This window comes from Acidocella aminolytica 101 = DSM 11237 (assembly GCF_900129125.1).
GTDB lineage: Bacteria > Pseudomonadota > Alphaproteobacteria > Acetobacterales > Acetobacteraceae > Acidocella > Acidocella aminolytica.
The window spans coordinates 1-21,254 of record NZ_FQVJ01000019.1; the positions used below are offsets into that span (position 1 = coordinate 1).

Sequence of the window (21,254 nt, forward strand, 5' to 3'; positions counted from 1 at the left end):
TGTTGTCATGGACAATTACGGCACACACAAAACAAAGCTGATCCGCAACTGGTTCGTCAAGCGGCCACGCTGGCATGTTCACTACACACCCACCTCAGCGTCTTGGATCAATCAGGTCGAACGTTTCTTCGCTTTGTTGACAGATCGAGCCATCAGACGCGGCGTGTTCCGCTCCGTCGCAGAACTCGAGCGCGCCATCACAGCCTATATCGATACCAACAATGCCAATCCAAAGCCGTTCAGATGGACCAAGAGCGCCGACGATATCCTCGCCTCAATTCAACGCTTCTGCCTGCGGTCCCTCACAAAAATGCCCAAAATGAAGACAAATTCCGAATCAGGACATTAGGGTAGATCCACTCTAGAATCGATGGACCGCCGTTAAAGATGGCATAGAAAGCAAAAGCCAGGGCGATCAGGTTTTGGGGCGCGTTGGGGAAGATCGCTAGGGACATTAGGCCGACGCCGGAGAGAATGAATCCCCAGATCAGGACTGGGCGTCGGCCGAGCTTGTCGACGACAAGGAGAGCCACCACGTTGCCGATCAAAAAAAACAGGTTGATCAAGCCATAACCGATATTGGCGGCATTTCCTGAATCAAGATGGAACAGGGCTAGAATTTGAGGACCAAATGCGTAAATCGCAAACAGGGTCACAATAGTGCAGGTCCAGAAGATAGAGATAAAGATGACGCGGTTCAGATAGCCGCCGGTGAGCACGATCCCGAACGCCTTTGTTGTGCTGAGTTTGACTGCGTTAGGGTCATGGGCGGTGATTCCTTCCAGGGTGGCTGCCGCCCCAATATACTTCTTCAAGATGGCCAAGGCTTCTTCGTAGCGCCCCTTACCTACGAGCCAATGCGGAGATTCAGGAATACTCGCCCGGGCGACGAGAAACAAAATCGCTGGCACTGCGCAGGAGAGGAGCATCCAGCGCCAACCATCCTCTAGTGACAGCAACCAGTAGCCGACAAACGAGGCGACCGTGGCACCTACAAACCACATCGCGTTCAGGCCGCCGATTAGTCGAGCTCGCCAATTCGCCGGCACAAATTCGGCAACCAATGCAGTGGCGATGGGGTAGTCGGCGCCGACCGCTATGCCGATCAACAGACGCAGGACAAATAACTGCCAGGGTTCCTGGACCCAAAATTGCACTATGGAGAACACAACGATCGCGACCAAATCGACGGTATACATGAGCTTGCGGCCGATTTTATCAGTAATGTTGCCGAATATTATTCCGCCTATGAACACTCCGACTAGTGCGGAAGCGCCGATGAGCCCATTCCACCAAGCATTCATATGCCATTGGGGAATGATCTGGACTAATGCAATGCCAATGATGCCCAGGATGTAACCGTCCAGGAACGGTCCGCCTGAGCTAACGAGGGCCAGGCGCCGATGGAAAGAGTTCAGCGGCGCTGTATCAACTGTTAGTTTCGGGGGAGAATTTGAAGCAGGTTCGCGGTAGTACATAATTGGTGGTTCCGATCTGGTTAGAGAGAGAGCGACGATGGTGTCCCAACAGACCAGTGACTATGGATCAGTCAGGCTATTGCGGTTGGACCGGCATCAATTTTAAGATACCTTTCGTTGCTGAAATCGGCAGATTGCCTAGAGCATCGGGAAAGGATGAGATAGCTGCCAGACCTAGTAAATAGGCGACCTTGTGGTCCTCGGACTCATTCGGAATCTGCTAGGTAGACGGTGATATTGAGGGCGAATGACTACCTATGAATTCACGAAATTTGTTTAGTGATAGCGACAATTTCCATTCAATAAAAGCATATCCTCTTGATGCTATGATCAAGTTGACAGTGCCACGACGCGGCATTCTTTTGTTTGATCTGTTTGTGCTGTACCAAAGCTAATGGCGAAGAACCGCAACCAGTTGCCGCCCATGACGCCATCAATGACGGTCTGTTCCAATCCCGCAGCCTTCAGGCCGGCACGCAGGTTTTCAAAATCACAGTTATCGTTGAACCAATGCGGCATGGCTGGAAAGCCCGCTGCATCGGCATGGCCTTCGCCATAATCGATGGCCTTAGTCCATCGTCCAGTGCGCATCCATTCGACGATGCTATCAGGCTGATCCTGACAGAGATCCGTGCCGATTCCTACCTGTTCCGGCCCGACCAGATCCATTGCACGCGCCACCATGTCACACCAGTCTTGCAAGGTACAGGCACTGCCGTTCCTGAGGTGGTGTGGATAGATCGATAACCCGAGAAACCCGCCCGACTCGCCCAGGGCGCGCAGCAGCGCATCAGATTTGTTGCGTAGCACCGGATACCAACTATGGAGGTTAGCGTGAGTGATGGCGATCGGTCGCGTCGAATGCTCGATCGCATCAAACGTGGACCGCTCGCCAGAATGGCTCATATCCACCACAAGACCAACCCGGTTCATCTCGGCCACCACGGCGCGCCCCATGCGGGTGAGGCCGCTATCAACCGTCTCGTAGCAGCCAGAGGCCAGCAGCGATTGGTTGTTGTAGGTAAGTTGCATGAAACGAAGGCCAAGGGTGTGCAATACCTCGACCAACCCGATGTCATCCTCGATGCAGGACGGATTCTGCGAGCCGAAGAAAATGGCGGTGCGTTCCGTGTCACGGGCAATCTGCACGTCGGCGGCAGTCCGACCATGAAAGATTAGATTGGGGAACCTCTCGAACCAGCGGTTCCATTGTTCAATTACCTGCACGGTTTCGCGGAAGGTCTCGTGGTAGGTGATGGTCACATGCACCGCATCCACTCTTCCGGTTCGCATCTGGCGAAAGATCTTCTCAGACCATTTGGCATATTGCAGGCCGTCGATCACTGGTATCATTCCGGCACCCCCGCCGCAACGTAGGCGGTCTTCACAGTGGTATAGAACTCGCTCGCGTATCGCCCCTGCTCACGGGGCCCATAACTCGAAGCGCCGCGGCCACCGAAAGGGACATGATAATCTGTTCCCGCCGTGGGTAGGTTCACCATCACGCAACCCGCCCGCATGTTAGCGCGGAAATGACTGGCGCGCGATAGGCTGCGGGTCATAATGCCGGCGGTCAGGCCGAACGGGCTGTCGTTAGCAATGGCAAGGGCTTCGGTATAGCTGTCGGCCTTAATAACGCATGTGATGGGAGCGAACATTTCCTCGCGGTTGATGATCATGTCGTTGCGTGTGCCTGCAAAGACGGCCGGGGCCATGAAGTAGCCATCGGTCTCACGTTCTAGACGATCGCCGCCACACAAAAGCTCGGCTCCCTCGGCGCGGCCCTTCTCGATATAGCCAAGGTTCTGGTTTAGTTGGCCTTCGCTGACCACGGGACCGATTTGGGTGCCTTCTTCAAGCGCGTGACCAACCTTGAATGCCTTTGCCGCCGCGACCAATCGATCCACGAATTCGTCGTGGACGGCCGAATGGACGATCAGGCGACTGGCGGCAGTGCATTTTTGTCCCGTCCCGCCGAAAGCCGCATTCGCTGCATGGACGACGGCTAGATCCAGATCGCAGTCATCCATGATAAGCATAGGATTTTTAGAGCCCATTTCCATCTGGATCTTGGTCATGTTCGCTATTGCCGCAGTCGCAATACCGTATCCCACACTGCCGGAGCCAGTGAAGCTGATAGCATCTACCTTAGGGCTTTCGACCAGTCGCTGGCCGACCTCCCGCCCCGATCCAAGCACCATGTTGAACACGCCAGCTGGAATATCCTGACGCGCGATGACTTCGGACAGCGCCACAGCGCTCGCAGGCGTCAGGTTCGCGGGTTTCCATACGACCGCATTACCAAAGGCGAGCGCTGGTGCGATCTTCCATGCTGGCGTCGCGATCGGAAAGTTCCACGGGCTGATGATTCCGACCACGCCGACGGGCTCGCGGAGCACGTTGATTTCGATACCGGGGCGTACACTTTCGGCCAGATCACCATGATTGCGCAGACACTCCCCGGCAAAGTATGTAAAGAACTGCCCAGCCCGATAGGCTTCGCCCTTGCCTTCGGCCAAAGGCTTGCCTTCTTCGCGCGCAATGATGTGGCCGATTTCCTCGGCTCGCGACATCAGTTCGGTGCCAATCGCCATGAGGACGTCGTGCCGTTTATGGACGCCAACAGCCCACCAAATTTCTTGCGCCCGCTGCGCTGCATCTAGTGCACGGTCCAGTTGATCGGTGGTGGCCTGCGCATAGTGCCCGATCAGGTCAGACATGTCGGACGGATTGCGGTTTTCTATCGTCGACCTGGCGTCATGCCAGCATCCATCAATGTATAAGCGCTGATTTTGGATCATGGTTTCTCACTTTTTCTTGCATATTCTTTAGGCGTTCGCTTAACTTCAGTAAATATCGAAGTTCTTTAAATAATTACAGGAAATCTGAAGTTGAAACTCGAGATGTTGCGGATCTTCCAAATCACGGCCGAACAAGGATCGCTGTCACGGGCCGCCGAAGCGCTTGGCCGAACACCCTCAGCAGTGTCCATGATTCTCCTGCAGCTTGAAGACGATATCGGGGGTGCTCTGTTCGAAGGCGGCCGCAAGAACCGTCTGACACCGTTGGGGATGCTGGTGCTGGAAGAAAGTCGCCGTGCGAGCGAGGCGTACGACCGAAGCGTCAAGGCGATCCGGCGCTACGCCACCTCAACTGCGGGCTCCGTGCGAATTGCCTCAGTGCCATCGGCCACGATTAGCCTTCTGCCCCCGGTCATCCTGCGGTTCCGCCGGGAGCGCCCGGACGTCAGACTTGAGATAAATGATGTCGACAGCGCTGCGGTCCGACGTCGGCTGGAGTTCGATGAAGCGGATATCGGTATTGTCTCTGCCGCGCCTGACGATGTCGGCGAAGGAACGTTAATCGAGCGTACCCCGCTGGGAATCGTCTGCCGCTCGGATGGCCCGATCGCGCGGGCCACAACCGCAGGCAAAGCTAGCTGGTCATTACTTGGCGAAGAGCCGATGATTGTCAATCCGTTGTGCAGCTTGGTCAAAAGCCCAATCGTCGAGCATCACGCACTCACAGCCACCCTTGAATCACGCAACACAACGTCCTTGCTTGCTTTCGTTCAGGCTGGACTTGGGGCGACTATTCTCCCGCAAAGCGCCATGCGTGCCACCGGCGAAAACCTAACCTTCATTCAGCCGACTGATCCAGTCGCATTTCGTCATCTGCTGAAGATCCGTCAGTCGACACGTCCCAACACTCCGGTCGTAGAGGCATTCTACGAAGCGTTGTTACATGGGGCGTGACATTGATTGACCTGCGCGTATTTGTGCTGGCCAGCTGAGGTGATTCTTTCCAATGGACAATGAATTGATGGGCACTGTACCTAGCAGTCTGGTACCGCTTCGGCGCAGCTTTCAATTACCCACATCTTCGGCCGGAGCCGATAGCTATGCCGAAGAGAATATCGTGCAATCTTGTGAGACCTCGCCAGACCACCATATTGCCGGGCGGCGGATCACGTGTGCTAGCGAGATAGCCGCCGAGCATGGCGATTTGCAAAAGATAGGTTGCGAGCGTTCGGCGGAGGATGCGTGGTTTTGAGCGGGCTGCGTCGATGCGGTCGAGCGTTTCAATTTCTGCGAGGGTAAGAACGGTCTCGGGTCTCGGGTCTCGTATCTGGTCGAGCGCGGGCAGACATGGTGATCCAGAAAATGCGCCAGCTGACGACAGCGATGAGGGCAAGCAGCTTCACCAGCCGCTCGGCGGTCTGCAATCTTGCATCCTCCGCACGGCATCCAGATTTCATGATCTTGTGGAATATCTCGATTTTCCAACGCAAGGCATACCAGTCGAGCTTTCCGATGGCGGCGGCGAGATCACTGACCGGCAGGTTGGTCACGAGCCTCCAGTTGATCGGCTCTCGGTCGGAAGGTGGATCGACTTCGAGGGCATGAATGTAGACGAATGTTTGTTGATCGTAACGCTTTTGCTTGCCGACGGGAGGTAATGTCTTCACCGAGGCAAACTTTATTCGCAAGAGAGCAGTATTTTCGTTCTGATCACCAATAGTGACCTGGTGACGACCGGCCCAGGGGATCGCGGCGAGTTGGGCGAAGACACGGTGGGGCACATCCGTTAGCGCCGCTTCCATCGGTGGCTTGGCCAGCCGATTGGTCTGCACCCGCACAAGAAACCGTGTGCCGAGATCTTGCGCCAAGCAAAAGAGTTCGTAGATGTCACTTTCCCTGTCGCTCACATGCACGCAGCGTTCAGGTGAGCCCATCAGCGCAAAAGATTGGCGCAAGTGGGCTGCTGCCGGTTTGGTGGACACGAGGATAAGATCGTGACCCATGACCCGGAGGGCGAATATGGCGAGACGAAAGTTTGGAGCTGAGTTCAAAACCGAGGCTGCAAAGCTGATTGCGGAGCGGGGCGTATCGGTTGACCGGGCGGCGCGAGACCTGGATCTGACGGAGAGCGTGTTGAGGCGCTGGATGCATGAACTGGCTGTAGCGTCGATTTCGAGCGATCCCTGATCGTGAGGCGCACCAGCACCGGACGGATCTCCGCCAAAGCGCGCGGAGTACGGTTCGGGCCTCGCCCCTCCCTCTCTGCGGAGCAGATCGCCCATGCCCGGCAGCTCATTGAGCAGGAAGGTAAGCCGGTTGCTGAGTTTGTCCGCCTATTCGGGGGGGCATCGAGCGACCCTCTACGGGCGCTGGCGGCTAAACCCGTTTGATCGGGACGCTTTTCCGAAAGTCTTGATTTTCGGGTTTTATAGCCGCCTAACAAATTTTTAATTATTTACGTTCTTTACGTGCGTAAAAAGCGTAAATAATGATACGCCATCAAGAGGCGTAACGCATGATAACCCGCGTTTTCCCCACCGCAGCTACCGACAGGAGGCCACTTTGACGCAGACGATCGATATCGATTTTGATGTTTGGAAAGCACTTACTGCGCTTCGCATGTCACCCACAGACACTTACAACGACGTACTCCGGGGGGTGTTGAACCTGCCCCCTATTGAAAAGCGCCCTGTTACCATCGAGCCGGCTGCGGGCATGGGCTGGGTATCAAAGGGAGTCACGTTCCCGGACGGCACTGAATTTCGTGCCACTTACAAAGGGCAGCACGTTACGGCGCGAGTCGCACGGGGGCGGCTACGTGGTGCTGGCGATAAGGTCGCAACGAGTCTTTCACAAGCGGCTCGGATGGTCACTCAAACTTCGGTTGATGGTTGGACTTTTTGGGAGGTGAAGCGTCCGAATGATCTTCAATGGCAGCAGGCTGGTACTCTCCGTAAAAAGTCTTGATTTATGATATGGGCCGTGCCGGTCGTGCACTTGGCTAGATGGAAAGAAAGGATGAGTTCTTTGGCTACTGTACCAACTACCGAACAAGTCGAGCGCCGGATTTTAGACCAAATAGCGGCGCTGAATGTCCGCAGCGGCGAAATATTTGAACCTCTGCGGATACACATGAAGCTGCAGCAGCAGGGGCTTCGAGCCGCTGAGATCAACGGCGCACTTCAGAGTATGGGCGATAAAGGGTGGTTCGAGAACGCGTCGTCGCTCAAATTCTTGAAGCTGACGGATGCGGGCTACGCTGCAATCTAGGCTCTTGTGTGAGATATGCTCATGGCGATGCCGGAGGGGAAACGATGAGCAAAAAGGCTAAATACACCGATTTTTGGCACATACGGCATAGCTGCGGCCATGCCGTCTATTGGAGCGACATCGACATTGCCGGGCGGGTTTCAAAAGCACCATGCCCGTGGTGCGGGGCCGAGGACGGCAACAAACTTCCGCAAAGCGTCCCCGTGCTGCATGACCCTAAAGCCGGTGTCCTGGCCTTCCGTGAATTACTACCTGACGGTCGCGTCCCTTGGCCGAGCGAGTTGGCCGACAGCGGGGGCCGGGTCGCATTGCGTCATAGGGCAGATAATGGGTGCTGCGGCAGCACATAAGGGCAATGTTCCGGCTTTGTGCTTCCTTGTCAGCTGCCCGTTAGTGCGGGAGGCCAGCCCGCTCGGATGGTTCCCATTTCAGCGGGTACTGACGCGGAAAACAACTGTGAAAAGGAAGTCTGAATGTCTATTTCATTTCTGACGGATAATCCGACAAAACTGCTGAAAGACTTCAAGAAGAAAATTGACGACGGAGAGGTTGTCACATGGTCATATGATAAAGACGGTGACTTCACTCATGCACCGGATCAATGGAAAAACAAGGCATGGTTAAAGCCGACCGAAGAGGCTGACAGGCTCAGATTCAACATTATCGGCAGCAACAAATACGAACTGACCTGGACCATCTATTCTGTTTACCACGGCCGCTTCATGGAAGCGATGATCCGCCATTGCCGTGCTCTCTATACCGTCGCTCGGTCACCATCGAAGCCGACGGACAATGACGCTAAACCTGTTTCAGACTGAGCGACTATAAACGGTCGCACCAGTTCTCGATGCTGGCATCCGCTTTCGTGATGTCATGCTTGAGGCGTGAGCGTTCGTCTTATGACGCTGAGCTGTCGGCCCTCGTGGGCGACGAAGGTATACTTGTGGGTTCGCTTTTTGAGCCGGGCTACTGGATGTCAATTGCCGCAGGTCCGCTTAGAATCCTTACGGCGAAGAACCTGTTACTGGACAACCTCAACAAGAACGTCGTGGAGGATAATTTGGCTAGGGCAACATTACCGGACGGGCTGGACGCTCTCAGGGTGGAGATGGAACTGGGTGATGTGATGCGCCTTATCGAGCGTACCGCGAGGTGGGTAGACCCGGCGACCTTCCGCCTGCTGCCGCTGTGGTATCCCGAGTATGCTCGGAAGTGCCTCTTCTACAAGGAAAACTGGACAGCCCCGCAGCTTAACAAGGGCGAGCACAAGCAGGAAGGAAACACCTACGCCAACAGAGCCCTGACGCACGCCTTGGGGCTGCGGTCCGATAATCGGCCGAACTGGAGCTGCTGCCATATCTGGGGCGTGGACGACGCGCTGTTCCAAGAGACGAACGTCGTCGTGCAGGATCGCCGCTTCTTTTCCTGTGTGGGCAACATGGTCCTCCTGCCCACGCCTCTAAAGGCCTTTACGGATACCGTCCCCGAAGTGAAGGCAATGATCCGTATCTGCGCACGGGCGCTCTATGGATGGCACTGCGACCACGAGAGCTTGGTGGAGACCGTTGCCGTCATCGACCGCTGGGACGACTGGGGGGCCTATCCGGTGAGCTGGCCGCGCGGCTTGGGCGACGGGAAGCTACCGCCTGGCGTGGTTCCCTTGAACAATGACATCCGAAACGACGCCGTCCGCCGGTTGGCGAGGATTCGGCAGGACCTCGAAGACGCCGGTCCGCATTACCCCCGCGACCAAGTTCGAGAAGCCCTGGCCTACTGGAAGGTCGCGATCTGAATGACGTTCGGTTGGGTGCAACTAGCCTGAACTAGCCAAGACTGTGGCTCGTGAGCTCATCAGCCGACGCACGTATGTCACTTATGTCTGCTTTTCGTAGTGTGCGCCTGTAAGCACACAGGCAGCCCCCGGCCCAGCTCCGCCAGAAAGAGAATGTCCGGTATCCGCATCCCCTGGCCGTGAGCTGACCGGCCGATTCCCCCCCCAAGCCGGTCGACCCGTAGCGCGACCACGAGTGTCGCATTTGGAGCATGCCCTCATGCGGGCTGGACGACCGGGAAGGGCGCGGAGCTGTCTTGTCGCCCAAAACCCTCCGGCCATTGGAATGCCAGTTCTCAGGCGATTGATTGGAGGCCGGGTACGGCGAGATTAGTGAAGCGCGCACGAACGTGTGTACGCGGCCAGTTTCTCAGAATTTAGATGGTTGGGGGCATGCTGAACTATATAAAGCGGGTCTGTGGAGGTTCGTTTGTTCACTTTTTGTGCCGCTCCCGAAGGTGCTCACTTTTTATTCAAATAAAATCAATAGGTTCCAGTTCTCAGTTTCGTCACCGTTGGCACGCCACTCTTAAAAAAACTAATATCTTCGGCTGGCATATATTCTATGTCGGTGAGCGCGGGTTTTGGCAGCAATTGTGTGGGACCGGTCATGAGGATCTCCTCATTGATGATCACAATCTGATCCACGAACAGCTTGATTTACGCTTTGCGGAGCTCAGGTGCAGCGGCCTGACCGTTAAATTTGATTACTTCAAAGCCAGTTGCAGCGTTGACCCGGTTTCGTCCTTCAGCTTTGGAGTGGTAGAGTGCCTCGTCAGCGGCTTTGATCAACTCCCGCTTGTTTCTTGCGTTTGTAGGGTATGAGGCAACACCACAGGAAACGGTCACCGGACCCAGTTGTTGACCATGATGGTTAAGGGTCATACCCTCAACTTTCTCCCGCACCGCATCGGCCCAGCGCACAGCATCGGCAGTGTCTGTATTGGGCAGCAAGATGAGGATTTCTTCGCCGCCGTAGCGGCACACAATATCGCTCTTGCGTGCGTGTTGTACAAAGCACCTGCCCAGCGCGGACAACACAACATCACCGGCATCATGGCCATGAAGGTCATTAAATTTTTTGAAATGATCCACATCTAGCATAACGACGGCAAGCGGGGTCTTGTTTCGGTCGGCTTGGCTTATCTCCATATCCATCACTTCGTCCATGAACCGTCGATTAAACAAGCCGGTCAATTTGTCGATAATTGCATGCTCGTGAAGCGCCTCACGCAGACGGATATTGGCGAAAGCGATCCCTACACTCTCACTCATCAGCGAAAGATATATGAGCTCCTGTTGACTTTCCGTCTCGCCATTATCTAAGCAAGTTTCCGTTCCATTCTGAGCGGCTTGGCGGTCAAGACGAAAGCTTAACCCCCCCAGAACTTCGCCCGAGGCAACCAAAGGCAAGCAGATGGCAGAGCATGCATCCGCTGCAAAATGCAGACACCTAATCGAAATATCACTCGACGACATTTTGTGAATTTTGCCCATCCGCAACGCCCAGCACTCATCCGGTCGAAAAAAAGCCGAAAAGAACTCCTCTGGAGCGTTCCATTCGATCACTCGATCAAGAATGTTTCGTGAAGATTTAAAAACATAAAGTGCACCAGAGACACCGGGCAGCAACTTCTGGAATTTTTTGGCAATGATGGCATAAGCCTCGGCTGAGCTATGGCAAGCCTGCAACAGGCGTACGGTATCGGCAAGCTGTACTGCCACCGCACGATGTGCGTCGCTTGTCGCGATTGATTGTTCAAGCGTCTTATTCGCTGTAGCAAGGTCTTTCGTTCTTTCCGCAATACGTAGCTCAAGTTCATCGTGGGCAGCGGCAAGTCTCGCCTTACTAGCGGTCAATTCAGCGTTCTTCGAGACCATTTCTTTGAACACGCCAATATAGAGGACAGGAAACAATAATGCGGCCATGAGGGAAGCATCGAAACACGTTTCGAGAAGTATACTGTGGATATGAGCAAGGTGGGTTCCGAAATTAACGACGGCATCCACAATAAAAACCGTCAAAGTAAGAATCATCAATAAATTCATAAAACTAAGCCAAAAACCGAAGCAAGGTCAATACACAACCACCCAGAACTTAAAACACGGCTTGGACAAATATTCAGCTATATTTCGGGACGTTCTCCAGACGAGAATCAACTTGTACCCTAAAACAACACATCCTCAAAATCGTCGCTCGTTGGTTCCGATGCTTGGGAAGGTACAGCCTTTTCTATACCGATGCTCCAAGTGGCGGCAATCTCTGCTTGGATATCCCGCTCCTGCGACATCGTGTAAATTTCTCCAAGTTTAGAGAAAATCGTGAAAAGTGGAATCTGTATATTGGCGTCGCAAGGCTTCGCGGTGGCCGCAAATGTGCGCAAGTCCTCTCCAGCCTGGAGCAGAGTGTCCCCGATTTCACCGTGAAACGCCAATCCACTGCGAGCACCCGTGAGGAGATTCAAAACAGCTTCCCCATAGCCAGCGAGTGCCGTAACGTCTCGCTCGGTCGTCGAGGCAGCCGTATTGATGCAGGTGACGGCCGATGAGAGCGCCGCACCAATCCTCTCGTCCTTTATATCCGTTGTATCGGATGGCTCTGACGATAAATCAGAAGCCGAATCAATCAATATTTTCAACGCGTCGACGCATGTATTTGCCGTAATTTCCAAATTTCCTGCATGTGCGCGCAATTCCGTAGCTATGATGCCGAGCGGCCGGCCTTCGTCTCCGAGACGGGTTGATTTAAGGGTTGTGTTTAAAGCCATATACTGCACGTCGGACTTCATTATTTGCACCGCATCCAACTTATCCGACAGGATACGCGCCGCCAACCCGGCCTTCTTGCCGATATCCTGCGCCAAGACATCCGCTTCTTCTATTTCGGTTGCAAGTCTAACAGCAACTCCGATGCGCCGTTCCAAAGTTTGCAGAAATCCTCCAGCCTCGCCGGCTTTCGGCCCATAGGCCACGTCCCGCAGAGATAAAAGTGCGGCCGCGTCCTGGGATAACCCCTCCAGCCCCGCGCTGATCTGCTCCATTTCCATATTAAAATCATTCAGCGTGGCATCCAGCTGAGCGGCCAGAAGCACGCAAGTCAGGGCCCGTATGCGCGTTGCATCCACCGGCGGGATATCCTTATCAATGGAATCCAAAAGCGCGATGCCTGTTTGAATATGTTCAACACGTTGGCGGGTGATATCCCCAATTTGCAAAGCTACGAGCATCCGCATAACCTGTTTACGAACGCTTCGGGCCAGCGCGCCGGCATCGGCGGTTGTGACGGCAATTTTAGCGCGATAGTCTGCCATCAGCGCCACCGCGTCGTGCAACTGACGTGATACCACCGGAACCGTATCCGCGCAGCTTCGTTCAAGCGCTTCCGCTCTAGGACCCGTCGTTTGCAATTCACTTTTTAAATTGCGAAGACCATACTCCAGCGCATCAACTTCCTTGCGACCCGACTCGACGCGCCCAGACATCTCCTGTGCAAACACGTCAAACTCGTCGTCCGCGCTCGGGATTCCGCCCGCGGTTATTTTAATGCTAATCGTAAAGGCGCGCATATAAGCGAGGCTTCTGCGCATGATCTCGATATGCGACGATAGAATGGTGTGCTGAGCCTCAAGCTGGCCTATCGTGGCACGCCGCGCGCATTGTTTACCCGGTAAAGCTAATAGTTTAGCCGAAGCGTCGTGAAGTTGCTGGGTTGTCGACGCGATGGTGGCGGGACTGAGGGCTTCAGCCAAAGCATCCAGCGCTGCAACCAATGTAGCGATACCCTCCACTGCCTGCGAAAGAACCCTGCCCACATCCAGAAACTTCGTCTCGATCGCGAACCGCGCAGCCTCCATCTTTTGGACCATACCGGCCATATCTAGTCGCGATTTATGTACGATCCCAGCGTTCGGTCCTGCTTCAAGCGACATTATGCAACTCCTCAATTCTCCACCTCATACTAGCACTGAAAGGCCGTACTGTGACTTGGTGAAACTCACCGGGCAGCAGCACGGCGGATCTCCTGAGCAAGGTGATGAAGGGGTACAATTCTATCGACACCACCGCGCGCGATGGCCTCTTTCGGCATCCCGAAGACGATAGAGGTGGCTTCGTCCTGGGCAAGAGTAAAAGCACCGGCATTTTTCATCTCGGTCAGACCGCGGGCGCCATCGTCACCCATGCCAGTCATGATGACACCAACCGCATTAGAGCCCGCCGCACGCGCCGCTGAACGAAAAAGAACGTCGACGGACGGCCGGTGACGCGCGATCAATGGGCCGTCTTTCACGGAGACATAATAGCGGGCACCACTTCGTTCAATCATGGTATGCAAATTACCTGGGGCGATCAGAACCCGGCCACGCAGGACGCCATCGCCATTCTTGGCTTCCTTCACTTCCATCTCGCAAAGGCTATCAAGCCTACGCGCAAAGGATGCCGTGAATTTCTCAGGCATATGCTGAACGATTACAATACCAGGTGCATCACTTGGTAGCGCCTCCAGGACTTCGCGCAATGACTCCGTACCACCAGTCGAGGCTCCGATGCAGACAATTGTTTCCGTTGTGCGCGCCATGGCGCCAACTACCGCTGGCGGCAGCATTGCATCCGCTGTGAGTTTTTTGTTCGACTCAATGGATGGGAAGGCATATGAATTACGATCCCGGCGGCGCCCGACCCGCGCCTGCGCGGCGCCCTTTACCACGTCGCATATATGCTCACGCGCTTCGGTCAACTGGTCGCTCACACCGATCCTCGGCTTCAGGATGATGTCGACGGCCCCGGCTTCCAACGCCTGCATTAAAGTCTCCGACCCGGATTCGACGAGGGATGAGCACATCACTACGGGAATTGGATGCTGCGCCATCAGTTTGCGCAGAAACGTTATGCCATCCATGCGTGGCATTTCGACGTCCAAGGTAATAACATCGGGCACTTGATCTCGTATGCGTGTGGCTGCCACAAATGGATCGGATGCAATGCCGAGCACGTCGATTTCAGGGTCCGACGCCAAAACCTCAGCCAAGGTCTGTCGGACCGAGGCGGAGTCGTCGACGATAAGTACACGCACACGCTTTTTGGATTGTAGCATGGAACTATAATCTCCGGAAAATTGTGCTGCGGACGGAGACCAGGGGCAATTCAGCGCCCGCGCCCGATTCCGAATGACCAAGAATAAGGTAGCCGCCTGGTCGCAAATGGTCGCAAAGGCGCTTTAAAACATTATTCTGAGTTGATTTGTCGAAATAGATCAAAATGTTTCGACAGAAAATACAATCCATGTCACGGTCGACCGGATAGCGGCTCTCCATCAGATTCAGACGGGCCCAAGCGACTTTGGCGCGTAATTGCGGAATAATTCTCGCCATGGCCAGGGTTTGATCGCGCGATTGCAGAATGTAGCGGCTACGCATCTCCGGCGGAACAGGATCGATCATCGCCTTGGAAAACTGTCCCGCCACCGCTATCTCAAGCGCTTCGGTGGAGATATCCGTTCCTAGAATGGAATAATCAGGTCCATGGTTTTTTCTGCGAAAATCTTCGAGCACCATTGCGATGGTATAGGCTTCGGCACCGATAGACGCTGCGGCACTCCAGATCTTTACCGCCCGGCGTCCGGCGAGCACTAGTGCAGGGAGAAACGTTTCCCGCAGAAAATCGAAATGTACCGGCTCGCGGAAAAAATCTGTTTTATTGGTCGAAACAGCATTGATCAAATGGACAAGTTCATTTGCGATACCGCGGTTCTCAAATATATAGCCGCAATAGTCATCTAGGCTATCGAGCTCCAGCGCGACAAGTCGGGATCTCAGCCGGCCTGCGAGCATAGTGCGTTTCCCTTGCGGCATTTTGATGCCGCTATACCGATGGATCAGCGCGGCAAGTCGTTCAAAGTTGCGTGCGCTGAAGCGCTCCAAGGCAATGTCTGATAGCGGGTTTAGCAAAGAACCACCCAAGCAATGTTTCGCCTTCTCTAACAGCGTATCATCCGTCAAGCGGCATCGTGTCGTACGTTTTCGAGCAGCGAGGTTTCACTGCTCGTAAGGAGTTTGGGCACATCGAACAAGACGACAAATTCATTTTCTCGTCGTACAACGCCAGCGATGTAATCTGAGCGCCACAGTACACCAATCTCCGGCGCGCCCTCAATATCGGTTGCGGCAAAGCTGGCCACCTCGATCACTCGATCGGCGACCAAGCCGAGACCAAGGAGTCGTCCGCCGACCGGAACGTCGAGCACAAGAATTCGCGTTGCGCCATCTGGTGTCGTTGATGGCAATCCCAACTTCGTTCGAAGATCGATCATGGGGGTGCCACGCCCCCGCACGTCAATCAAACCGAGCAGATAGTCTGGTCCCTCTGGTATCTTGAATGGCGCGCGATAGTCTAGGATTTCCCGCACATAGGCAACCGGCACCGCAAACACCTCTCTCCCCAGCGCCAAAGTTACGAAATCTCCTCCTTGCATGGCTCCCCGCCCCTTAACTGTAAGCCGTGAATTGAGCGTCATCGGCATCCGGGCCACCCACCGTTAGGTCGAGGGCGAAGCCGTTGTTGCCATCCTGTCGAACCGGGATGAACTTGCCATGTGGCTCGGTACCTTTATGCATCGGTTTGGCCTGCATCTGTTTGACCTTCGCCGGTGACTTGGCCGTCATGCGTGGCGCTGGCATGTGCGCCGAGTTCGCCGCTACGGGCTTACCTTGGGCAGTCGCATCAGTACGGAAATACGATATGGCAGCCTGCAACTCCTCCGCCTGGGTCGACAATTCTTCAGATGTTGCAGTCATCTGCTCGGATGCTGCCGCATTCTGCTGGGTAACTTTGTCCAATTGCTGGATCGCCTCGTTGATCTGCGAGGCGCCCACATCCTGCTCGCGGCAGGCGGCGCTGATCTCCGACACGAGTTCCGCTGTTTTGCGGATATTGGGGACTAGGTTGGTCAACATATCGCCTGCTGTCCGAGCCGCCTTCACAGTTTCGGTGGAAACCGCGCCGATCTCGGTCGCGGCAATCTGGCTGCGTTCAGCCAGCTTGCGCACTTCCGACGCCACAACCGCGAAGCCTCTGCCATGCTCGCCCGCGCGCGCCGCCTCGACGGCAGCATTCAACGCTAGAAGGTCAGTCTGGCGTGCGATTTCCTGCACGATAGTAATTTTTTCAGCAATTGTCTGCATCGCCACGACCGCGCTGTTCACTGCCTCGCCGCTGGTTTCAGCATCCTTAGCCGACTGCCGGGAAATTTTCTCGGTCTGGGTAGCGTTATCCGCATTCTGCTTGATGTTGGCGGTCATCTGCTCCATCGAGGCAGAAGCCTGCTCTGCCGCCGAAGCCTGCTCGGTTGCCCCCTGGCTTACCTGCTCGGCTGTCGCCGAAAGTTCCTGGCTGCCCGAAGATACATTGTCCGAGGCAAGTATTGCATTACCCACGACGTCACGCAGTCGCAGGGACATGCTCTCCAACGCTAAGCCGAGCGTATCTTTCTCTGAGAGTGGTTTGGGCTGCACCGTTAGGTCGCCATCAGCGATTTTGTCCGCAATCGCGGCGGTCGCACGCAGGTTGGCGCTCATACGGTTGACCGTATCAACCAGATCTTTGATCTCGTCATTGGTATTGATCTCGACCTCTTTGTTGAGGTCACCGATCGCTACCGCGTCGGCTAGCGTGGCTATTTTGTTCAATCCCTTGCTGATTGACAACGCCAGCCAGATCGCCGCGATAAGCGCGATAAGCAACGATCCAATAGCAACGGCGATCAACGCGTCGCGGATGGTGCGATAAGTTCTGCTGGCTGCCTGCTGTTGGGCCCGCATATCCTGGTTCGCTAATGTGACGAGGTCATCCGTTATGGCGACAGACTTACCCGTCAGCGTCTTCAATTGCCCGACGGACAGTGCATGCGCTTGTTCATTCTGGTTATCCATCGCATAGGCCCGCAACTGGCTGTCCAACGGCTTCATGGTTTCCCAAAGCGAGCGCAATTCGACATATTTAGCTCGTTCCTTGGTCGATCTGCTCTGATCGCCTTTATTGAGAAGGGCCTCGAAATCCTGACGGTCCTGTCTGAGCTCGTTATCATAGCCCTGCATCTTGGTCTGATCGGTCTCGAGGATGATGTCCTTCTCGGCGCGACTAATATCGAGAAGCTTCAAGCTGATATTATCCGCGAGCCGCATCCTGGCGACTGGACCGCTTATCAATTCGGTGATCGTGGCATTCATGGTGGCAAGGCCAAAGACGGCATAGCCAGCAGCGCTCATGAGCAGGAGGAGGATGATACCAAATGATAAAGCGAGCTTGAGTTTGATGGTGAATCGCATAACGAGGGCTTTCAGCTAAACGGTTTGAAGAAGCCGGCAGAAATCTGAATCGTGAAAGCCGAAGCTGAAGCTTCGCAGCCATCATTTTCTGCCCAATGTTGCGGCTGGTGCACCGGACTCATCCGGATTGGCCCGGCAGACGGACGCCCCCGCCATCGGCCTTGCCCCGGGCAGCGAATACGGCGGCCAGATCGGGGAGGATGATGATATCGTCGCCCCGTTTGGCGAGATAGCGGATGAAGTCCGGTCGCCAGCGCATACCAAGACGCGGCGCGGCCTCGGTCGCGGTATCCTGGATCATTGTGACTTCGAAGACCTTGTCGGCACGCAAGGCGAGCAGCGCTGTTTCACCATCAATTTCAAATTCGATGACGATGATACGGCTGTCGTGCGAGATGCCGCGGGCCTCGAGGTCAAATGCCAGCCTCAGATCCGCGAGTGGGATGATCCGCCCGCGAAAATTGATCACCGCATCGACAAAGACGGGCGCTCCCGGTACGTAGGTTTCAGGGGATTTATCCAATACCTCTCGAACCAGAATAGCCTCCAGAGCGAAGATTTCGCCCGCCAGATCAAATGTCAGCACTTCCAGACCACCCCCGCCACTTATCGCTGGGGCCGGCATGGCGCTTAGGCTAGCAGATTGAGCTTGCATGACTCTGTCCCTCTCTCAGCTCGCAACCCGCAGCGGCGGTGGGTTATGATGGGCCTCGGCGGCCACCAAGGCGCCTACATCCAGAATCAAGGCGACGCTGCCATCTCCCAGAATTGTGGCACCCGAGAAGGAGCCAACTTCCGAGTGGAACGATGATAGTGGCTTGATGACTGTCTGGTGGTCCCCCAGTATCTGATCCACCACTAGCCCGACGCGCTCCACGCCGCTCGAGATCACAACGATCTTCTGGTATCGATCCGGCTGCATGCCAGTCTTGAACATGTCGTGCAGCCGGACGAAGGGAACAAGCTGTTCGCGGATAGTTAGCAAGCTCCGACCGCGGGAACGCTGGTCCTGCGCAGCCGATAGCTCCAAGCACTCCTCCACCGCCGAGAGCGGAATAACATAGCGCTCCGCCCCTACACGCACGAGCAGACCATCGATGATGGCCAGAGTGAGAGGAATGCGCAGCACTACCGTGGAGCCCTCGCCAGGCGGGCTTGAAAGCTCCAGCGTGCCTCGGAGGCCGTCAATCGTCCGCTTAACAACATCCATGCCAACACCGCGACCGGAAAGATTGGTCACTGCAGCGGCGGTCGAGAAGCCGGGCTGGAAAATCATCTGGAGCAATTCCTGATCGCTGAGCACAGCACCCGGTGCGACCAAACCGTTCTCCTCGGCCTTGGAACGCACTCGGTCGCGGTTCATGCCCCTGCCATCGTCACGCACGGTGATCACGACTTCTGCCCCGGCCTGCCGGGCGGAAAGCGTGATGCGGCCCTTTGCCGGCTTACCAGCTGCCCGGCGGTCCTGTGGCATTTCTAGACCGTGATCAGCAGCATTGCGGATCAGATGAATCAATGGGTCGGCGAGACGCTCGATCACGGTCTTGTCGAGTTCCGTGGCTTCACCTTCGGTCACCAACTCGATTTCCTTGGCTGTTTCACGGGCCAGATCATGGATCAGGCGGCGGAAGCGGCCGAAAAGCTGGGCCACGGGGACCATGCGCACAGACATCATGCTGTCGCGCAGTTCAGAGGCGAGATGCTCAATCTCCTCGGCCACCGATCTCAGATTCATGTCAATACTAGCGCCAGCGATCTGCTTTAGACGCGACTGGGCAATCACCAGTTCGCCCACCCGGTCCATCAGTTCGTCCAGTCGCATTGCCGGGACCCGCACTAATGCGTCTGAACGCAAAACCTTGCCATCCCCGCCGACCACAGCGCGCTCTGGCGCCTGAGAGACAGCAGTTGGCGCCGCTTCGGATGCTGCTTGAGACGCGATGGCGGGACTAGCCGCGCTTGGCGCAGCCAGCGCCTCGATTTGCAAGGTCATGTCGTCCATGACGAACATGAATACATCCTCAATAACGGAGCGCGGTTGATCCGTCGTCAGAACCACATCCCAACCCAAATAACACAAGTTCGGAACGAGTTCGTCGAGCGGAGGTATGTTGTCGACGATCACATCGATCCGGCTTTTGCCCAGAGCTCTCAATTCATCGAGCATCGGCAGCGGACGTGTGCCGTTCACTAGAACATCGGCAGCCAAGGTGAAACGCAAATGCCAGGTGGTCAGTGACACGTCACCCTCTGAACCAGCCGCAATGACACTGGAACTACCAGCGCCGGAAGCTGCGGCCCCAACTCCCACGACGCGCTCCAACGCCTCCAGCAACACCTCGCCTTCGGCTGCCGCCGCTGCACGCCCTTCAGCAAGAGCGCGCATATGGTCCATAGCATTCAAAACCGCCGCCACTAGCTCCCGCGTCGCCGGAACTTCGCCTTTGCGCACCAGGTCGAACGCTGTCTCGCAGTGATGGGTAAAATCGGCCAGCGCGTCGAAGCCGAACATGGCCCCCGACCCTTTGAGCGTATGCAGGGCACGGAAAACCGTTGCGACCAATTCCTTGTCGCCCGGATTATGCACCAGATCCAAAAGCCCTTGCTCGATCTGTTCCAAAAGCTCCTGAGCCTCAACTCGGAAGATTTGGATCCCCTCGTTCGCGCTCATCTCGCAAGAATCTTTTTGACGAGTTTAATCAGATTATCGGGGTCGAAGGGCTTCGTCATCCAGCCCGTCGCACCGGCGGCTTTCGCTTCTGCCTTCAGACCGCCGTCGGATTCAGTTGTTAGAAAAAGGATGGGCACACCGGCATGGACAGGTAATTTGCGCAACTCCCGGATCATAGTCAGACCATTCATAACCGGCATGTTGAGGTCGGTGATGATGAGATCGAACCGCCTGCTCCCTGCTTGACGAAGCCCGTCCTCACCATCGTAGGCTTCGGTGACATCATAGCCTTCACCCGTCAGCGCCATCTTTATGGTCCAGCGAACGCTGGGGGAATCATCGACCGTAAGGATAGATGCCATCACATCGGCTCCGTTCGGCCCAGCCAAAATAGCGTGCGCTCGTCCGATGGGTCATTGAGAAATCCGCCTCGATTTAAGGTCTCCAGCACCACCCCCCCAGCGGGTTCGGATAATCGGATTGTTGTCCCGGACAGCGCAGCGCTTCGTCTGGCAGATTCGATCAGTTGCACAAAGGTCAAGTCGATGTCCGTGATATCTGTAAGATCGATTTCAACTGAAGCCCCTCCCCCGACGGCATTCTTAACCTTTTCGAAAGAATCGCCTATCGAACGAATATCGATGACACCAGACAATTTGAGCACCGATAACATATCGTCGACCATAAGATACCCCGCCCTTGGAATTTACTTGTCATTTTCTTATCCTCTATCTCTTAATGAGAAGATAACTGAGCTCCCCCCCCCTGTTGGCCAACTCCTGGGATTATTTAAGCTACTCTCCGTCCCAGTTCATCGGCTTCGATCTGATTGAAGTCGACCACCTCAAGCGGTTGACTGCCATGGGAGGCGTTGTGTCCATC

The 21,254-nt window shown here is 55.4% G+C and carries 24 protein-coding genes and 1 pseudogene; 10 read left to right on the forward strand and 15 right to left on the reverse strand.

Features of this window, described 5'->3' with window-relative positions; all coding sequences use genetic code 11:
- A partial coding sequence (locus BUB54_RS11060) for a transposase (RefSeq protein ID WP_175556502.1) occupies positions 1–349 on the forward strand: 349 nt, incomplete at its 5' end.
- Here BUB54_RS11060 and BUB54_RS11065 read toward each other — a convergent pair.
- From BUB54_RS11065 to BUB54_RS11075, 3 genes are all read right to left on the reverse strand, one after another.
- The gene (locus tag BUB54_RS11065) at positions 303–1,478 is read right to left on the reverse strand and encodes an MFS transporter (RefSeq protein ID WP_048880248.1); all 1,176 of its coding nucleotides are present in this window, start codon (positions 1,476–1,478) and stop codon (positions 303–305) included. The two genes, BUB54_RS11060 and BUB54_RS11065, sit on opposite strands and share 47 nt — an antisense overlap.
- Positions 1,479–1,808: 330 nt before the next feature.
- Positions 1,809–2,822: a membrane dipeptidase gene (locus tag BUB54_RS11070; protein WP_199444748.1), complete on the reverse strand. Its 1,014-nt coding sequence runs from the start codon at positions 2,820–2,822 to the stop codon at positions 1,809–1,811.
- Positions 2,823–2,827: 5 nt separating this feature from the next.
- Complete coding sequence (locus tag BUB54_RS11075; RefSeq protein WP_048880250.1) at positions 2,828–4,279, reverse strand: aldehyde dehydrogenase family protein; 1,452 nt, start codon at positions 4,277–4,279, stop codon at positions 2,828–2,830.
- 102 nt (positions 4,280–4,381) lie between these two features.
- Here BUB54_RS11075 and BUB54_RS11080 point away from each other — a divergent pair, with 102 nt between their 5' ends.
- On the forward strand, positions 4,382–5,233 hold the full coding sequence (locus tag BUB54_RS11080) for a LysR family transcriptional regulator (RefSeq protein WP_048880251.1): 852 nt from the start codon (positions 4,382–4,384) through the stop codon (positions 5,231–5,233).
- 52 nt (positions 5,234–5,285) lie between these two features.
- Complete coding sequence (locus BUB54_RS21160; protein WP_199444749.1) at positions 5,286–5,531, forward strand: hypothetical protein; 246 nt, start codon at positions 5,286–5,288, stop codon at positions 5,529–5,531.
- Between the two features lie 28 nt (positions 5,532–5,559).
- Here BUB54_RS21160 and BUB54_RS20265 read toward each other — a convergent pair whose 3' ends face one another.
- Positions 5,560–6,282 (reverse strand): IS4 family transposase, encoded by a 723-nt coding sequence (locus BUB54_RS20265; RefSeq protein WP_217652488.1) that lies wholly within the window; start codon positions 6,280–6,282, stop codon positions 5,560–5,562.
- A gap of 16 nt (positions 6,283–6,298) precedes the next feature.
- Here BUB54_RS20265 and BUB54_RS11090 point away from each other — a divergent pair.
- The 7 genes and pseudogenes from BUB54_RS11090 to BUB54_RS11115 form a co-directional block, all read left to right on the forward strand.
- Positions 6,299–6,439 (forward strand): annotated as a pseudogene (locus BUB54_RS11090) (transposase); the annotation flags it as partial.
- A gap of 29 nt (positions 6,440–6,468) precedes the next feature.
- Positions 6,469–6,669 (forward strand): helix-turn-helix domain-containing protein, encoded by a 201-nt coding sequence (locus tag BUB54_RS11095; protein WP_241869463.1) that lies wholly within the window; start codon positions 6,469–6,471, stop codon positions 6,667–6,669.
- A gap of 172 nt (positions 6,670–6,841) precedes the next feature.
- Positions 6,842–7,246, forward strand: a complete 405-nt coding sequence (locus tag BUB54_RS11100) for a hypothetical protein (RefSeq protein ID WP_048880252.1) — start codon at positions 6,842–6,844, stop codon at positions 7,244–7,246.
- 51 nt (positions 7,247–7,297) lie between these two features.
- Positions 7,298–7,549, forward strand: a complete 252-nt coding sequence (locus tag BUB54_RS11105) for a hypothetical protein (protein ID WP_073211611.1) — start codon at positions 7,298–7,300, stop codon at positions 7,547–7,549.
- Positions 7,550–7,593: 44 nt separating this feature from the next.
- On the forward strand, positions 7,594–7,899 hold the full coding sequence (locus tag BUB54_RS20270; RefSeq protein WP_139284880.1) for a hypothetical protein: 306 nt from the start codon (positions 7,594–7,596) through the stop codon (positions 7,897–7,899).
- A 123-nt stretch (positions 7,900–8,022) separates the two neighbouring features.
- A complete protein-coding gene (locus tag BUB54_RS11110) occupies positions 8,023–8,367 on the forward strand; it encodes a hypothetical protein (RefSeq protein WP_048880254.1) in 345 nt (114 codons plus the stop codon).
- A gap of 104 nt (positions 8,368–8,471) precedes the next feature.
- The gene (locus BUB54_RS11115) at positions 8,472–9,341 is read left to right on the forward strand and encodes a hypothetical protein (RefSeq protein ID WP_241869464.1); all 870 of its coding nucleotides are present in this window, start codon (positions 8,472–8,474) and stop codon (positions 9,339–9,341) included.
- A 522-nt stretch (positions 9,342–9,863) separates the two neighbouring features.
- Here the strand turns inward: BUB54_RS11115 and BUB54_RS21800 are convergent.
- The 11 genes from BUB54_RS21800 to BUB54_RS11165 all read right to left on the reverse strand — a co-directional run bounded on the left by BUB54_RS21800 (position 9,864) and on the right by BUB54_RS11165 (position 21,057).
- Positions 9,864–9,992, reverse strand: coding sequence for a hypothetical protein (locus tag BUB54_RS21800; RefSeq protein WP_280521939.1), 129 nt, complete (start codon positions 9,990–9,992; stop codon positions 9,864–9,866).
- A 48-nt stretch (positions 9,993–10,040) separates the two neighbouring features.
- Positions 10,041–11,417 (reverse strand): sensor domain-containing diguanylate cyclase, encoded by a 1,377-nt coding sequence (locus BUB54_RS11120; protein ID WP_073211614.1) that lies wholly within the window; start codon positions 11,415–11,417, stop codon positions 10,041–10,043.
- A 131-nt stretch (positions 11,418–11,548) separates the two neighbouring features.
- Positions 11,549–13,309: a hypothetical protein gene (locus BUB54_RS11125; RefSeq protein ID WP_048877557.1), complete on the reverse strand. Its 1,761-nt coding sequence runs from the start codon at positions 13,307–13,309 to the stop codon at positions 11,549–11,551.
- 65 nt (positions 13,310–13,374) lie between these two features.
- The gene (locus BUB54_RS11130; protein ID WP_048877556.1) at positions 13,375–14,472 is read right to left on the reverse strand and encodes a protein-glutamate methylesterase/protein-glutamine glutaminase; all 1,098 of its coding nucleotides are present in this window, start codon (positions 14,470–14,472) and stop codon (positions 13,375–13,377) included.
- Between the two features lie 4 nt (positions 14,473–14,476).
- Complete coding sequence (locus tag BUB54_RS11135; RefSeq protein ID WP_244890770.1) at positions 14,477–15,298, reverse strand: CheR family methyltransferase; 822 nt, start codon at positions 15,296–15,298, stop codon at positions 14,477–14,479.
- Between the two features lie 74 nt (positions 15,299–15,372).
- The gene (locus BUB54_RS11140; protein ID WP_244890771.1) at positions 15,373–15,897 is read right to left on the reverse strand and encodes a chemotaxis protein CheW; all 525 of its coding nucleotides are present in this window, start codon (positions 15,895–15,897) and stop codon (positions 15,373–15,375) included.
- Positions 15,863–17,701 (reverse strand): methyl-accepting chemotaxis protein, encoded by a 1,839-nt coding sequence (locus BUB54_RS11145; RefSeq protein WP_048877555.1) that lies wholly within the window; start codon positions 17,699–17,701, stop codon positions 15,863–15,865. Before BUB54_RS11145 ends, BUB54_RS11140 begins: the two co-directional genes overlap by 35 nt.
- A 118-nt stretch (positions 17,702–17,819) precedes the next feature.
- Entirely contained in the window at positions 17,820–18,356 is a 537-nt protein-coding gene (locus BUB54_RS11150; protein ID WP_241869301.1) for a chemotaxis protein CheW, read from the reverse strand.
- Between the two features lie 15 nt (positions 18,357–18,371).
- A complete protein-coding gene (locus tag BUB54_RS11155) occupies positions 18,372–20,372 on the reverse strand; it encodes a chemotaxis protein CheA (protein ID WP_048877553.1) in 2,001 nt (666 codons plus the stop codon).
- On the reverse strand, positions 20,369–20,734 hold the full coding sequence (locus BUB54_RS11160) for a response regulator (RefSeq protein ID WP_048877552.1): 366 nt from the start codon (positions 20,732–20,734) through the stop codon (positions 20,369–20,371). Before BUB54_RS11160 ends, BUB54_RS11155 begins: the two co-directional genes overlap by 4 nt.
- On the reverse strand, positions 20,734–21,057 hold the full coding sequence (locus BUB54_RS11165; RefSeq protein ID WP_048877551.1) for an STAS domain-containing protein: 324 nt from the start codon (positions 21,055–21,057) through the stop codon (positions 20,734–20,736). Before BUB54_RS11165 ends, BUB54_RS11160 begins: the two co-directional genes overlap by 1 nt.
- Between the last annotated feature and the right edge of the window lie 197 nt (positions 21,058–21,254).